Here is a 14,229-nt window from a genome sequence, read left to right on the forward strand (position 1 = left end):
TTTGCGCTCTTAATTTTTTGAGTGACACGGTACTTAAGAAGTTACTTTAATTAGCAATGCTAAGTACCGAATAAGTAATTAAAAAAATTAGTTGATTTTATAAAAAACAATGTTATAATTTCAGCTTAATGATTACCGGGAGCGGTAGTTCAGTTGGTTAGAATACCGGCCTGTCACGCCGGGGGTCGCGGGTTCGAGCCCCGTCCGCTCCGCCAAATAAAAGCCCTGATTTTTCAGGGCTTTTTTCTTTTCTAGTGTCTTCTTCCTCGATTTTCGACTCAAAGCACTCGCTGCATAAAACTCAATGTCCAGCCCACATTTCTGATAAAAGTAATCGCTTTTTTGAGGTCTATCGTCGGTTTAATTTGCAGTGCTTTAAATTGCCGGATTACTCTGTGGCTGATATCTGTTTAAACTGTGATGAATGGGGTGAACATGCGGCCTGAGTCCAGCCATGATGGCGGGTTTATGGTATAGTTTGCTGTTGCAAAAAATCAGGTAATGGAAATTATAAAATGTTGGAAGCACTCAGAAAACATACACAAGGATGGATGGCAAAAATCATTCTGGCGCTGATTGTGGTGCCGTTTGCTTTGTTTGGTATTGACTCTTATCTCAATCAGGCGGGCGGCCAGGTTGCCGTGGCCAAAATTGATGGTCAGAAAATTTCGCTGCAAGAGTATTCAAATGCAGTTGAAAACGCCCGTAACTTTTTGCAGTCGCAAGGGCAAAAAGTGGACACTCAAATGCTGGAAAGCCCAGCGTTCAAGCAGTCTGTACTGGATGGCATTATTACGCGCCGTCTGGTTGAAGGTGCGATTCAGGATTATCGGTTTAAAATCAGCGATGAGCAGTTAAGTCAGCACATTCTGGGTATGCCCGAATTCCAGAGCAATGGCAAGTTCTCTGAAGACACTTACAATCAGTTACTGACACAAAATAAACTGACCCCAGCGAAGTTTGAGCAAAGTGTGCGTAAGGATCTTGCAGTCCAGCAAGTGCGAGATGGTTTATCCGCGCTGGTATTCATGCCTAAGAAAGTGGCTGAGCAATCTTTGATGTCCGAGTTTGAACAGCGCGAAGTCACTGTCACCGATATCAAGGTCTCTGATTTCATGAATCAGGTCAACGTGACACCAGATCAGGTGCAAGCCTATTACAAGCAGCATAAAACCAAGTTTATTGCGCCTGCCAAGGTTAAACTGCAATTCGCATTGTTGTCTGCTGCCGGTTTGATGGGGCAGGTGAGTGTGACTGATGAAGAAGTGAAGCAATACTACGACGAAAACGCTGCCAAATTTCAGGGTAATGAACAGCGACAGGCCAGTCATATCCTGATCGGCTTTAACAGCACTGCAAGCGCAGCAGAAAAAGCTGCCGCTAAAGAGAAGGCCGAAGCAATTCTCAAGCAGGTCAAAGCTAATCCTAAGAGCTTTGAAAAACTCGCTATTGAAAATTCTCAAGACACTGGCTCTGCCAGTAACGGTGGCGACTTAGGCAGTTTTGGCCGTGGCGCCATGGTAAAACCATTTGAAGATGCTGCTTTCTCCATGAAGGTCGGCGAGATCAGTGACCTGGTCGAATCCGAGTTTGGTTACCACATCATCAAATTGACTGGCATTACTGGCGAGTCTTCAGATTTTGATTCCATGAAGCTTAAAATCAAAGCTGAATTGTTGTTCCAGAAAGCCCAGGCAAAATATGCTGAACTGGCAGATGACTTTGGCAATACGGTCTATGAACAATCAGGTAGCCTGGACCCAGTCGCCAAGAAGTTTAATCTGCAGGTGCAAACTTCTCCAGCCATGAGCAAAGACGAAATCTCCAAGTTCTTCAAGAGTGATCGCTTGGCAAATATGGTATTTTCTGACGAAGTATTGAAAGAAAAACGCAATACTGAAGCTGTGGAAGTCTCACCTAACAACCTCGTTGCCGCACGTGTGGTGGAATACACGCCAGAAGCACCTCGTAGCTATGATGAAGTTAAAGGTGGTATCGAAACATTGTTGAAAGCCGAAGCCGCAGGCAAGCTGGCGCAACAAAAAGGTGAAGCGTTACTGGCTGATCTTAAAGCCGGCAAAGCTGTCGATGCTGACTGGATCACCCCCGTCACCATAGACCGTAGAAATGCGCAAGGCTTGAGCGATGGCGTTATGAGAAACGTGTTTAAAGTAAATACACATGCCTTGCCTGCCTACTATGGCTTTAACGAAGTAAACAAAGGTTATACGTTAATTAAAGTGATCTCTGTCAACCAAAAGCTAAAAGATCAGCCAGACGTTGCTGAGCGTGCATTTAAAGCCTATCAGGCAGCCTTGGGTGCAGAAATGTCACATGCGTATGTGGCATCGCTGAAAGCCACAAAAGAAATTCAGTTCAATGCCAAAGTATTGTTATCCAAAGGTAACGAATAATTTATTGGGCTGAAGTAAAGAAAGGAGGGCGCTGCCCTCCTTTTTTATTTGCTGTCATTCTTTTTGGGTGTGCTTAGTTTTCTCAAAGCCTACCAATCACGTCCTCGATAAAAGCCAAGCCATCCATGGAAATCAACCAAGCTAATGCAGCGCAGTTAATCATAATGGTTGCCCAAAAAGGCACTTGAAAAGAAAGCTTCTTAGATTTGTGACGAAACAGTTTTTGGCCGATGATTGCCCCAGGCCAGCCACCGATCAATGCCCATAAATGCAACGTCTTTTCTGGCGTGCGCCTATGGCTACGTTTTGCGGCCATCTTATCCAGCTTATAAGCAATGAGTGTACAACTGCTTGCCAGCAAATATACTCCCAACACCCATAATGGGAGTTCCCCAGCGAAAACAGCTATCGCCATGCAAATAAGAAAAATGACAGCAAATAACAATAGCAACGTGCCGTCGGTTGATTGCTCCCGCTCATCAATGAATTGAACGCGCTCAGCCTTTAGTTTCCCATTCCTATCTTTATTGACTTCATAAGTCACAATGTCATTTCCAACAGGACGTCGCTGACGGTTTGAAAATGCAGTGATATGGACAAACACTTGTTTCCCGCAGTTATTGGGCGTGATAAAGCCAAACCCTTGTTCGTCTTTCCAGGAGGTGATTCTGCCTTGATAACGCATGTGTGATTGCTAGGTTTTCAAAATGAACAAAGGCATCCAGTTGGATGCCTAGTTTTAATTTTCAAATTCTTGTTCATATGAAATTAACTCTAATCTTCTATGGCGAACCAATTGCATGCCGCGATGAGTGCCAGATAGTGGATGAATAGTCCCTTGTTGAGCTGAAACGATTTCAAGTATTGCCTTTCCTTCAGCATTTCTGAATTTTAGCCACTGCTGTTGCGCATTGCGCAAAGTATTTTGCTGAGGTTTAGTTAGTTTTTGCATGAGGCGTTTATATACTTTATTCATCTCAGCCTCCCATTTCACCTGAGCTTGATATGTTATCTCTCGCATTAAAGCAGTTGAACTTACTGTTTCCTCAGCCATTTTTTCTTCATACCAGGTATCTATCGGTTGCTGAGTTGGCTTAATTTCTGTGTCCGCGAATGCAGATAATGACATCAGGCTTAGGAGTGCGACGAAAAGATACTTAAAAAAAGTCATTATTTTATAAATTTAACGCCAACAGCATAGGAGACCAAAGCTGAGTGAAGCGGTGCTTTTGACTTACTGTGGATGTGTTTTTTAGCTTGTTTCTGCAAATATTGATGGTCGTGCATTCGAATAAGCAACAAACAGAGAGTCTTTAAATCGATAATAGCGCTCTCTTATTTTAACTAATTCTGCACCGTAATCGTCTGTTACCAGATGGCCAACAAATTGACTTGGATTATCGACACCATGATCAATAGCTTTTTTATATGCATCTGCAGTATGTATCTCTAACTCGCTCGCTTGTACTTCAGCTAAAGCCTTCAACACAATTTCCCGTTGGCTTGAGGATGCAACTGCTTTTTTGTATCGTCCCTCTAAAACAGGGTCTGTTCCAGATTCCGCGATTCCTGCTAGCGTATTATCTATATCAGTCGCAGAAAGGTCTGTACCTCCATTTCTATAGGCCATTCTCAATGCGTATTTTCCAATAAGGTGTACCATATACGGGTGTCCCTGAGCTAAGCCAATTACTTTATTTGTAGCGTTATCATCAAATCGTATAAAGTCATCAATACTCGCCTCTGCCCCGCGAATAATTTCTTTCAACTCATCGTTATTCATAGCGGGCAAATGAATAATCCCACCTGCAAAAAGCCTGTCCGACGATGCATGTTCTTTCATTAATTCTTGAATATCGTGCGCCACACCAACGATACAGAATTTAACGCCCGGTACGTTTGTTGCCAGTGCTTTTAAAAACGATGCAAACCCAGTCTTGTCTTGAATCTGATCGAATTCATCAATCACAAAAAGAAGCCCATTCTTAGCCATCTTTTGTTCAACTATCGCGCTAACAACATTTGTAAATACAGTCTCCACATCATGATCTGGTTGGGATGTTTCTGCTGCTATTTCAGTCGCTTTCTCCCCACTTAAGGATGTAATCCCTATACTAAATTTTGGCTGATACTTTTCTAAAGATTTTCTAGCCTTTGGAATATCATAAGACCAATCTGATAGGCAGTCTTTGTTTGTAAGTAGCTTTTCCAATAGCTCTTGATGTGTAGAAATACTTTTTCCGCACGCAAAGTATATTGGCAAAAAATCTAGTTTCTCATCAACATCGAGGCCAACTTTAGCTAGTAGCTCATTGTTACCAGTTGATATGTTAATGACTTGTCTAGAAAGGGACGATTTCCCGATTCCTCGATTTCCTATGATGGCGATATTTGTTCCTTCAGAAATCAAAGCGTAGTAACAATCTTCAACGGGCTTTGTTCTGCCCGCAAATCTTTCGGCATCGGTTATTTCTTTAGCAGGGAAGAACGCGTTCTCCACTTGGGTAATTGTTGGTTTACTTGCCATATTTTTGCCTTGGTAGTCCCTTTTCGAAATTAAACTCTGGTAGAGCTAACTTACATAGTTGAGCATCACCCCGCATCGCGGGTTAAAGCGGTCAATTGGTTTCCTTTGGTTGACCGCGCCCACGCAAGTCGGCGTAGTTGTTAGCAATGCTAACAATATGAGCTCCAACGAGGCGTTAGATTTTATAGTCGCACTTCTTGTGTCGGTCGTATAAGCTCATTTATGCGACGCTGCATTAGAGCTCTTCGCTTTTTAGTATCTTTTGCGCAGCAAAGCTTGAGCTCAGAGTCAGAAGTGAAATGGTTATTACCATAACTTAGTAAGCCAACTCTTGAGTGGGGCGCTTAGCACGACACCCAACACGAAGAGGATAATGCCTGCAGCGATGTTAATAAGAAATGCAATCCAGCGCTCGCGACCTACATTTCGCCCAAGGGTTGTTTCAATTTGGGATAACAACGCCTCTACCTTCTTTGCCTCAATCTGACCAAGCTCTGAATAGCGTTCATGTTCTCTTTGCAACGCTTCAAGTTTTTCACTACGCTCGCGCAAACTACTTTCTAGTCGGTTAACAAGTTCAGAGGTGTTCTTGATCGACTCAAGCGCATCTGTAACTTGGGCATCCACGTCCCATTGAGATTTCTTAACCGCTCGCAAAAGGTCAAAGAGTTCTGGTCCTGGCAATATAGGAACCGACCGCAAGAATATACGGAGTAGTTTTTCTTTAACACCTTTATCCATACTCATGGGTAGCTTCTAAGTGTAACTAGACCTCAAAAATGAACCTAAAATTTTATTTAGTTAGATATCTATGAATACTAAACTATTAATTAGTAATTAAAATTCAATTTGTTATGTAATTTTCGTACACTATTATCAAGTCGACTTTGATTTAATGCACCTTGCATACTTGCATACTTGCATACTTGCATATGCGTTTATATTGTTACGAATCAACTTCAAGTAATTTAGCGCATTGTTGTTAAATAAGGCAAGCAACCTGAATTAAACTATAAAAAAACGCCTGGCTTTGAGAGCTCAGGCGTTTTATTTTTTGCTAACAGATTATCTTAATCGATCTGACCTGCAGCAGTGATATTCATACCACCATCTACGTAAGTAATTTCACCAGTCACGCCAGAAGCCAGGTCACTGGCCAAGAAGGCGGCGACGTTGCCAACTTCTTCAATAGTCACATTGCGGCGCAGGGCGGCGTGTTTTTCGTTGAAGCCGATCATTTTGTCGAAGTCTGCAATGCCTGAGGCAGCCAGGGTTTTGATTGGGCCGGCAGAAACTGCGTTGACGCGGATGCCGCGTGGGCCCAGGCTTTGTGCCAGATAGCGGACGTTGGCTTCCAGGCTGGCTTTGGCCACGCCCATAACGTTGTAATTAGGCATGGTGCGTTCAGCACCCAAGTAGCTGATGGTGAGCAGGCTGCCGTTGCGGCCTTGCATCATCGGGTAGGCGGCTTTGGCCATACCGGAGAAGCTGTAGGAGCTGATATCGTGGGCGATACGGAAGTATTCGCGATCGATGTTGTCGAGGTAGTCACCATCTAAAGCAACTTTAGGCACGAAAGCAATCGAGTGCACCAGGCCATCCAGACCATCCCACACTTTAGCCAGCTCGACAAACAGGTTGTCGATTTGCGCATCTTCGGCGACGTCACACGGTAAAACGATCTCGGATTCGAAGTCAGCAGCCAGGTCGCGCACACGCTTTTCATGTTTGTCGACTTGATAGGTAAAGGCCAGCTCGGCCCCTTCACGTTTCATTGCGGCTGCGATGCCATAAGCGATTGAACGGTTGCTCAGCAAACCGGCAATCAGGATTTTTTTTCCAGCAAGAAATGCCATGCTTGTTCCTGTGTGTTTGTTAGTTAATGCGGTCAGCGGCTGTTAGACCTTGGGTCAAACACGTCACGCAAACCTTCGCCGAGCAGATTATACCCTAACACGGTAATTAATATGGCAAGTCCGGGGTAGAGTGAGAGCCACCAGGCAAACTGGATATACTCTTTGCCATCGGTGAGGATATTGCCCCACGAGGCTTGCGGCGGTTGTACGCCCAAGCCTAGAAAGCTCAAGCCAGACTCAAGCAGTACGGCACTGGCAATGCCGAGCACAATACTCACCAATACCGGCGTCATGCTATTGGGCAGGCAATGTTTAAAAATGACTCGCCAATCCTGGGCACCCAAAGCCGTAGAGGCCATGACAAATTCGCGTTGGGTCAGGCTCAGAAACTCTGCCCGGACCAGGCGGGTAACGCTCATCCATGAGGTGAGGCCAATGACGATCATGACGTTGGTGATAGAAGGACTTAAAAAGGCAATCACAGCCAGTATCAGGAAGAAACTGGGGATAGATAGCATGATATCCACCAGGCGCATGATGACAGTATCTACCCACCCACGATAATAGCCGGCCAATGCGCCAAGAATGACACCAATGACGGTAGAAATACCCACTGCCACCAGCCCAACTAATAATGAAACCCGGCCACCAAACAACATGCGGCTCCATACGTCGCGGCCGAGCCCGTCGGTGCCCATCCAGTGTTGGCCGGAAGGTGCAAGCAGGATATGTTTCACATCGATAGCATCTGGATCATAAGGGGCGATCCATGGGGCGAGCAGGGCTAATAGCAGGATGACCCCTATCAGGCAAAGACCGGTCAGCGCTAAAGGATTTTGCAGGATTTTTCTCATCGTTATTTTGCCTAGCGTTGTGGGATCACGCCTTTGCGCAGACGGGGGTCCGCCCAGGCATAAGCAAGATCTGCCAGCAAGTTACCAGCCAGTGTGAGCGCAGAACCAATAGTGAGTATGCCCATCACGACCGGGAAGTCACGCATCATCACGGCTTCATAAAACAATTTACCCATGCCAGGGATGGCGAAAATGGTTTCGGCAATCACAGAGCCACCGATCAGGCCGGGTAGGGATAAGCCTATGAGTGTGATCAGTGGGAGTAGGGCATTACGCAAGGCATGGCGGTAGGTGACGGTTCTGTCACTCAGGCCTTTAGCGCGGGCGGTGGTGACATAGTCCTGGCTGAGTACATCAAGCATGCCATTTTTAATAAACATGGTGACGCCTGCCAGGCCGGTGATGGCCGGAATCACTACTGGCAGGAATAAATGCATCAATAGGTCCTGGCACTTTTGCCAGAAATCCAGCTGTGCATAATTAAGACTATGCAAGCCAGAAATTGGGAACCAGGGATGAATTACCCCCAACCAATACATCAAGAGTAGCGATAACCAGAAACCCGGGATAGAGAAACCGATAAAGTTAAATAGTGTGATGCTTCGGTCTGGCCATCGTCCATATTTTTTGGCCGCGACTACACCTAAGGGCACAGCCAAGATGAGCGTCAACATTAGCCCGGTGATATTCATCAGCAGGGTGATCGGTAGAGCTTCCTGGATCATGCCTGGGGTGGTATTGCCTTCTTTATCGGTTTCTGCCCAGAACACTGGTTTCTGGTGGCTGGCAAAAGAGTGACCAAAATCGAGGTGTACCATGCGTTCCAGCCATAGACCATATTGGACAATAATGGGTTTGTCTAAATGATAAAGTTCACGCAGTTTTTGCCTAGACTCTTCTGAAGATTTTGGATCAAAAGCGGCTTCACTACTGGTGATGTCGCCAGGGGCCAGGTGCATGATAAAAAAGGAAATCAGACTGATGCCGATCAACATCGGGATCATCCATAGTACGCGTCTGATCAGGTAAGCCAACATCGTTTATTCTGCCTGTATTTGCGTGCGTCTTAGTGGCTGTGGAATATACCACTTTTGAGAATCATAACTGACTCCAGCGGGTGGCACCGGGTTCATGATGCCTTGTACACGTTTATGAATTGCTGTCAGGCCGTAGCCTGCAGAAAGGTAGACCAGTGGGCTGTCTTCGTAGAGAACTTCGGCAAATTCATGGTAAATTTGCATGCGCTTTTCGGGATCAAATTCAAGGCGGCCTTGCTCAAGCAGTTTGTCGACCGCTGGGTTGTTGTAACCAATGAAATTAAACTGACCAGGTTTTTGCTGGCTAGAATGCCAGATGTTGTATTGATCTGGATCCAGGCCTAGGCCCCAACCCATGACCACGGCGTCAAAGTCCCCAGGTTTGATAAAATTGGTCAACAGGCTGGCCCATTCCAGCGTACGGATATGCGTTTCTATGCCTACTTCTTTTAAACGGCGCTGGATAATCACAGCCGTTTTTTCTCGCTGTTTATTGCCCAGGTTGGTCAGGATTTCAAACGATAGTTTTTTTCCGTCACGGTCGACAACGCCGTCGCCATTAGTGTCTTCAAATCCAGCTTCAGCCAACAATTGTTTGGCTTTGGCCGGATCAAAAGTATACGGTATTAAATCCGGATTACTCCAGCGCGTGCCAGGCTTATAAGGAGAGGCGATGGTAATGCCCAAGCCCAGGTAAACGCCATCGATAATTTCTTGCTTATCGATAGCGTAATTAATCGCTTTGCGAACACGTACATCATCAAAAGGTTTGCGTTTGAGATTAAACCCCAGATAGGTATAGCTATTGCCTAACTCTTTAAATTGATTCAGGCGCGCTTGTAGAGCAGGTCTGGAAGGAATAATGCGCGCATAGGTAATCGGATCCATACTCATGCTGTCTATATTGTCCGCCATCAATTCGAGGAACTGTGCGGCCGTGTCTGGAATGATGCGCTCGATCAAGTGATCGATATTGGCTGAACCTAAGACTGATTTAGGGTTCTTCTCCAGCTTGATATATTCACCATGTCGCCATTCCTTTAACTGGTAGTAATTGCTGCCCAGCGGCTTTTGCGCAAAACTGGTAGTGCGGATATCTTGCCCGGCCAGCTTGTGTTTTGGCAACACCTGCAAGCTGGCCCAACTCTCAAGCGCCGGCGCAAATGGCTGTGAGTAGTGGACGATAAAGGTATGTGCATCAGGTGCTTCTGCCTTGGTCACTAACTGGTAATCCGAGGCATAAGGACTATGCGTGTTTTCATCCGTGATCAATTGCCAGGTGAATAAGATATCCGCACTTGTCAGTGGCTTGCCATCTGCCCACTGCAACCCTGGTTTGAGTTTGAATGTGATGGTTTTTTTGTCATCGGCCACTTGCCAGGATTCCGCCAGTTCGCCTGCAAGATCCAGATTCTGGTCATATTTGAGCAGGGAGTTAAACAGATAAGAACCGATGGCCAGCGATGCGGACTCGCCCGCAACCATACCTATCATGCTACTGGGGTCGGAAGGCATGGCGCTAATCAGCGTGCCGCCAGGCTGTGCTGGGTAGGATTGGTCAAAGACTTTTGCGCTGTGATCAGGCGTGTCTGTACTGCAGGCGACCAAACCCGCACACAGCAAGTATGCCACCCATCTCTGACTTGTTGCCGTCAGTGATTTTTTGCACAAGGAATACTCGCTGGACAATCGATTTGTCATGATTCAGGGTGCGCTAATGTTTGCTGGAGGAGGTTTTTTTACGATGCGTACTGCTTGTTTTTTTATGTGAGGATGCCTGGCTTTTTGAGCCACGATTAGCCGAGGTTTTATGCGTCGATTTGCTGCTCATGTTGGCACCGCCTTGCTGTTTTTCCATCTGCAATACCTGCCCAGCGGACAGTGCCGTGGATTTCAGGTGATTTTGCTGCATGATCTGTTTGCTGCTGATGCCATAACGTTTAGCCAGTTTCCCAAGCGTATCGCCCTGTTTCACTTTGTGTGAAATAGTAACAGATTTAGCGGAGGATTCTTTTTCTACTGGTACCTCGACGGATAATTTCGCCATGCTGGCGACGTCTATTGGCCGGGTCAAGCCGGATTGCAGACTGGCTGGTACTAATAGTGGGCGCCGCACAATCAGGTTGCGGTTCGGTTTCAGGTTGTTGGTCGCGCTGAGCTCGTAAATACTGATACCAAAGCGGTTTGCAATCGCACCCAGGCGTTCACCTTTTTTAGGGTGGTAACTGTGCCAGCTGGACAGTGGGCGGTTATAGCCATTGAGGTTGTTAGTGAAATTGCTGGCTGCCCAGGTAGGCAACAACAATTTCTGGTGGCTCTTTTCAGTAATCAGCACCGGACGGGTAAAGCTAGGATTCAGTGCGTTAAATTCCTCGAGCGAAATGCCAGCCAGTTCTGCGGCCAATTTTGCATCAATCTTGTTAGGCGCTTGTACAGTCGTGAAATAAGGCTTATTTGGGATTTCATTGAGCGTCAGGCCGTATTCTTCGGGGCGGAAAATAATATTTTTGATGGCCTGCAATTTAGGGACGTAATTGCGGGTTTCATCCGGGAGTGACAAATGTTGGTAGTCGGTGGGTAATCCCAGGCGGCGGTTACGTTCTATGGCGCGCGCAACAGTCCCTTCACCGGCATTATAAGCAGCGAGTGCAAGGTCCCAGGCGCCAAACATGGTATAGAGTTTTTGCAGATAATTAAGTGCGGCCTGCGTCGCGGCTGTCACATCCTTGCGCGAGTCTTTCCAGTAGTTTTGTTTGAGGCCAAAGTCCTTGCCAGTAGAGGGGATAAACTGCCAGATACCTGAAGCCTTACTGGTGGAAAGTGCTTTTGGGTTAAAGCCGCTTTCAATCATGGGCAGCAGTGCGATTTCGGTCGGCATCCCTCTTTTTTCGACCTCTACAACAATGTGGTAGAGGTATTTTTTACTGCGCTCCAACATGCGCGAGACGTAATCAGGGCGGGATGCATACCATTGCTCGTGTTTGTTGGTGTATACCGAATCAATATCCGGCATATTGAAACCGTCACGGACTCGATCCCACAGGCTTTCCTGCAAGGTCAAAGAATCTTCAAACTGATAGCTGGAGCTGTAACTTTCCGATTCAGGCCCGCCATAACTTTCATCATAACTACTGTCATTGTCAACGGATAATGTTGCCGGTTCCACATATTCTGCTGCGGCCCATAAAGGGGTGGCAGAAAGGGCGAGACAGAGCAATATTTTTTTAAAACGCATGACGGTAATACTTAGTCCTGAAGCTGGTGCGCAAGCGTGTAAAACTTGCACGGGCATTGGTAAACTCGATTGGCTGGTTAGGTCAAGCCAACCAGCGCGTGATTGGCCTAACGCACATAAGCGCCTTAAGGAGGACATCATTCTACGTCAATTTCATTGCGAGACAAGCCCTTGCAGGCAGGCGGGCTTTGTGTATGCACGATGATTGGCCTAAAAGTCATTCCGGCGGCGACGTAGTTCGGTAAATACATCAATGGCATGACGGTCCTTGAATTCAGGATGTCGCGAGATTTCCTCACAACGTAAAAATGGATTGGTGGCCAGCTCTAAACGCAGATTGGTTGGAAGGGTGGGTGTGTGCTGTGCAAGCAAGGATGCTGCATCATGTGCTCTTTGTTTCAATTGTGCATTGCCAGGCTCGACGGTCAGCGCAAATGCAATATTGTGCATAGTATATTCGTGAGCAGGGTAAATCAGGGTTTCTTCAGGCAAGGTTGCGATAGTTTGCAGAGAGGCATACATCTGCGAAGGCGTCCCTTCAAACAATCGGCCACAACCGGCACCAAACAAGACATCTCCACTAAAAAGATGGCGATGGCCGATATAGTAGGCAATGTGGTCCAGTGTGTGGCCGGGCAAGCCTAAAATTTCGCAAGAAAGCGCGTGAAAGTGCTCGAACTCAATATGGTCACCGGTTTTGACTCGCCTTGCCTGTAGTGTCTCGTAAGCCTTGTGAGCAGAGTCAGGTGCGTAAACCGGGCATTGCCAGCGCTGTTGCAGTGCGGCGGCACCGTCTGTGTGGTCAGCATGATGATGTGTGAGTAAAATCGCATCGAGCTGCAGATTGCGAGTTTTTAAAGCACTTTCAACCACCTCAGCGTCACCTGGGTCAACAATCAGTGCGTGCTTTCCATCATGTATTAACCATAAATAATTGTCGCTAAATGCCGGTAGCGCAACGATTTCTATGCTTGCAGAAGTTTCTTGCATCCCGCATCATTGAAAAAATGGTCATGATTGTCAAGATGCACCTAATTTGGCGATCTATTATTACTTGCATTTTCGGAGTCCACCTTGTCACCTAGCCGGCCTGCTTCCTCTGAAACGACTGTTTTAAAATCCACTGGCTTTGAAACAATGGCATTGGGCCAGTATATTGCGCAGCATGAAGCGGCGCTATACGCCCAAACTGTCGCCGATGTGTTTGGCTTTCATGCCTTGCAAATAGGCTGGCCTGCGTATGACTTGTTGGAAAGCTGCCGCATTCCTTACAAGTTCTCACTGCAACAGATGACCAGCCCCAATGCCTCCTTGTTGAGTGAAGCTGAATATTTGCCTTTTGCCGAGCATTCGGTAGATTTAGTTTGTATGCCACATGTGCTGGAGCAATGTGCCGATCCGCAGCAAACTTTGCGTGAGGCATTTCGCGTGCTGCTACCGGAGGGAACATTGATATTGACTGGCATTTGTCCTTTCAGTTACCTGGGGGTTCGTGCCAGGTTCGGGCAATTCAAACAAGCTGGTCAATTTCGACGGCTATTTACGGCCTGGCGCTTGCGTGATTGGCTGAATGTATTGGGATTCGAAGTCGTGCAAAGCGGCAGGCTGGTGCACGCACTCCCAGTAAATGATCCCGACTGGTTGGCACGGCAGTCTTGGCTGGAGCGGTGGGGGAAACACAGTTGTGGTGCAACAGGCGGCGTATATTTCTTGATCGCCAAAAAAAGGGTATTAAACGTACGCCTGCTCAAGCCGGAGTGGAAAAAGTTGCCGCTTAATCCGGCGCTACAAGTGCGAAAAGGCCACTCCGGCATGCAAAAACACACACAAAAACAGTTAGAATGCGCGGATGTCAAATCAACAATGGATAGAAATGTACGCTGACGGTGCTTGCAAAGGCAACCCTGGCGTCGGTGGTTGGGGAGTTTGGCTCAAAGCCGGGCCCCATGAGAAGTCGCTATATGGCGGTGAAGCATTAACCACCAATAATCGGATGGAACTCACAGCGGTGATTCAAGGTCTGCAAGCGGTCAAAAAACCCTCTCATATCAAAATTTATACCGATTCCAGCTATGTACAAAAAGGCATGACTGAATGGTTGCCGGGATGGAAGCAAAAGCAATGGCGCACTGCAGACAAAAAACCGGTCAAAAATGCTGACCTATGGCAGATACTGGAAGCCCTGGCCCAGCCACACCAGATTGAGTGGATATGGGTCCGTGGACATGCAGGTAATGAAGGTAACGAACGCGCAGATGCCTTGGCGAATCAAGGTGTACTGACAGTTTGATCGGATAGGGGTATTT

13 protein-coding genes and 1 tRNA gene are annotated in these 14,229 nt (G+C 46.8%); 4 read left to right on the plus strand and 10 right to left on the minus strand.

Annotated elements, in window-relative coordinates; translation table 11 throughout:
- Positions 1 to 138: 138 nt before the first annotated feature.
- Together ACJ67_RS07515 and ACJ67_RS07520 are read left to right on the plus strand one after the other, a co-directional pair.
- Positions 139 to 215 (plus strand) — tRNA-Asp (locus ACJ67_RS07515).
- A gap of 300 nt (positions 216 to 515) precedes the next feature.
- Positions 516 to 2,414 carry a SurA N-terminal domain-containing protein gene (locus ACJ67_RS07520; RefSeq protein ID WP_049638540.1) on the plus strand — a complete coding sequence of 633 codons (1,899 nt, stop codon included), beginning with the start codon at positions 516 to 518 and terminating at the stop codon, positions 2,412 to 2,414.
- Between the two features lie 82 nt (positions 2,415 to 2,496).
- Here ACJ67_RS07520 and ACJ67_RS07525 read toward each other — a convergent pair whose 3' ends face one another.
- The 10 genes from ACJ67_RS07525 to gloB all read right to left on the minus strand — a co-directional run bounded on the left by ACJ67_RS07525 (position 2,497) and on the right by gloB (position 12,913).
- Positions 2,497 to 3,099: a cold shock and DUF1294 domain-containing protein gene (locus ACJ67_RS07525; RefSeq protein WP_049638541.1), complete on the minus strand. Its 603-nt coding sequence runs from the start codon at positions 3,097 to 3,099 to the stop codon at positions 2,497 to 2,499.
- A 54-nt stretch (positions 3,100 to 3,153) separates the two neighbouring features.
- Positions 3,154 to 3,543: a lysozyme inhibitor LprI family protein gene (locus ACJ67_RS07530; RefSeq protein WP_231587118.1), complete on the minus strand. Its 390-nt coding sequence runs from the start codon at positions 3,541 to 3,543 to the stop codon at positions 3,154 to 3,156.
- A 123-nt stretch (positions 3,544 to 3,666) separates the two neighbouring features.
- Positions 3,667 to 4,941 carry an ATP-binding protein gene (locus tag ACJ67_RS07535; RefSeq protein WP_049638543.1) on the minus strand — a complete coding sequence of 425 codons (1,275 nt, stop codon included), beginning with the start codon at positions 4,939 to 4,941 and terminating at the stop codon, positions 3,667 to 3,669.
- 306 nt (positions 4,942 to 5,247) lie between these two features.
- Positions 5,248 to 5,688: a hypothetical protein gene (locus ACJ67_RS07540; RefSeq protein WP_049638544.1), complete on the minus strand. Its 441-nt coding sequence runs from the start codon at positions 5,686 to 5,688 to the stop codon at positions 5,248 to 5,250.
- Between the two features lie 323 nt (positions 5,689 to 6,011).
- Positions 6,012 to 6,797: an enoyl-ACP reductase gene (locus ACJ67_RS07545; protein ID WP_018985275.1), complete on the minus strand. Its 786-nt coding sequence runs from the start codon at positions 6,795 to 6,797 to the stop codon at positions 6,012 to 6,014.
- A gap of 32 nt (positions 6,798 to 6,829) precedes the next feature.
- Entirely contained in the window at positions 6,830 to 7,651 is an 822-nt protein-coding gene (locus ACJ67_RS07550; RefSeq protein WP_049638545.1) for an ABC transporter permease, read from the minus strand.
- 11 nt (positions 7,652 to 7,662) lie between these two features.
- Positions 7,663 to 8,688, minus strand: coding sequence for an ABC transporter permease (locus ACJ67_RS07555; protein WP_049638546.1), 1,026 nt, complete (start codon positions 8,686 to 8,688; stop codon positions 7,663 to 7,665).
- 3 nt (positions 8,689 to 8,691) lie between these two features.
- A complete protein-coding gene (locus ACJ67_RS07560; protein ID WP_197080585.1) occupies positions 8,692 to 10,320 on the minus strand; it encodes a peptide-binding protein in 1,629 nt (542 codons plus the stop codon).
- Positions 10,321 to 10,402: 82 nt separating this feature from the next.
- Complete coding sequence (locus tag ACJ67_RS07565; protein ID WP_049638548.1) at positions 10,403 to 11,923, minus strand: transglycosylase SLT domain-containing protein; 1,521 nt, start codon at positions 11,921 to 11,923, stop codon at positions 10,403 to 10,405.
- Between the two features lie 210 nt (positions 11,924 to 12,133).
- Entirely contained in the window at positions 12,134 to 12,913 is a 780-nt protein-coding gene (gene gloB / locus ACJ67_RS07570; protein ID WP_049638549.1) for a hydroxyacylglutathione hydrolase, read from the minus strand.
- An 84-nt stretch (positions 12,914 to 12,997) separates the two neighbouring features.
- Here gloB and ACJ67_RS07575 point away from each other — a divergent pair, with 84 nt between their 5' ends.
- Complete coding sequence (locus ACJ67_RS07575; protein ID WP_231587119.1) at positions 12,998 to 13,807, plus strand: class I SAM-dependent methyltransferase; 810 nt, start codon at positions 12,998 to 13,000, stop codon at positions 13,805 to 13,807.
- The gene (gene rnhA, locus ACJ67_RS07580) at positions 13,797 to 14,213 is read left to right on the plus strand and encodes a ribonuclease HI (protein ID WP_082163952.1); all 417 of its coding nucleotides are present in this window, start codon (positions 13,797 to 13,799) and stop codon (positions 14,211 to 14,213) included. Before ACJ67_RS07575 ends, rnhA begins: the two co-directional genes overlap by 11 nt.
- Positions 14,214 to 14,229 lie beyond the last annotated feature (16 nt).

It is taken from the genome of Methylophilus sp. TWE2 (assembly GCF_001183865.1).
Lineage (GTDB): Bacteria > Pseudomonadota > Gammaproteobacteria > Burkholderiales > Methylophilaceae > Methylophilus.

Excerpts from the sequence above, each read along its gene's own strand:
- ACJ67_RS07520 (WP_049638540.1), top strand. The coding sequence starts at position 516 with ATGTTGGAAGCACTCAGAAAACATACACAAGGATGGATGGCAAAAATC.
- ACJ67_RS07525 (WP_049638541.1), bottom strand. The coding sequence starts at position 3,099 with ATGCGTTATCAAGGCAGAATCACCTCCTGGAAAGACGAACAAGGGTTT.
- ACJ67_RS07530 (WP_231587118.1), bottom strand. The coding sequence starts at position 3,543 with ATGTCATTATCTGCATTCGCGGACACAGAAATTAAGCCAACTCAGCAA.
- ACJ67_RS07535 (WP_049638543.1), bottom strand. The coding sequence starts at position 4,941 with ATGGCAAGTAAACCAACAATTACCCAAGTGGAGAACGCGTTCTTCCCT.
- ACJ67_RS07540 (WP_049638544.1), bottom strand. The coding sequence starts at position 5,688 with ATGAGTATGGATAAAGGTGTTAAAGAAAAACTACTCCGTATATTCTTG.
- ACJ67_RS07545 (WP_018985275.1), bottom strand. The coding sequence starts at position 6,797 with ATGGCATTTCTTGCTGGAAAAAAAATCCTGATTGCCGGTTTGCTGAGC.
- ACJ67_RS07550 (WP_049638545.1), bottom strand. The coding sequence starts at position 7,651 with ATGAGAAAAATCCTGCAAAATCCTTTAGCGCTGACCGGTCTTTGCCTG.
- ACJ67_RS07555 (WP_049638546.1), bottom strand. The coding sequence starts at position 8,688 with ATGTTGGCTTACCTGATCAGACGCGTACTATGGATGATCCCGATGTTG.
- ACJ67_RS07565 (WP_049638548.1), bottom strand. The coding sequence starts at position 11,923 with ATGCGTTTTAAAAAAATATTGCTCTGTCTCGCCCTTTCTGCCACCCCT.
- gloB (WP_049638549.1), bottom strand. The coding sequence starts at position 12,913 with ATGCAAGAAACTTCTGCAAGCATAGAAATCGTTGCGCTACCGGCATTT.
- rnhA (WP_082163952.1), top strand. The coding sequence starts at position 13,797 with ATGTACGCTGACGGTGCTTGCAAAGGCAACCCTGGCGTCGGTGGTTGG.